This window comes from Streptomyces sp. AC602_WCS936 (assembly GCF_019049125.1).
Lineage (GTDB): Bacteria > Actinomycetota > Actinomycetes > Streptomycetales > Streptomycetaceae > Streptomyces.
Genome location: NZ_JAGMUF010000075.1, coordinates 1 through 220, shown reverse-complemented (window position 1 = coordinate 220; position 220 = coordinate 1). Strand labels below are relative to the sequence as shown.

The window sequence follows — 220 nt, the reverse complement described above, 5'->3', positions numbered from 1 at the left end:
AGGCGTCAGTCCGTATACATCGCCTTACGGCTTCGCACGGACCTGTGTTTTTAGTAAACAGTCGCTTCTCGCTGGTCTCTGCGGCCACCCCCAGCTCAAGGAGCAAGTCCTCTCACCAGGCATGGCCCCCCTTCTCCCGAAGTTACGGGGGCATTTTGCCGAGTTCCTTAACCATAGTTCACCCGAACGCCTCGGTATTCTCTACCTGACCACCTGAGTC

Annotated in this window: 1 rRNA gene; it reads right to left on the bottom strand. The window is 56.8% G+C overall.

Annotated elements, in window-relative coordinates:
• A 23S ribosomal RNA gene (locus tag KUM03_RS24735) occupies positions 1-220 on the bottom strand; the annotation flags it as partial.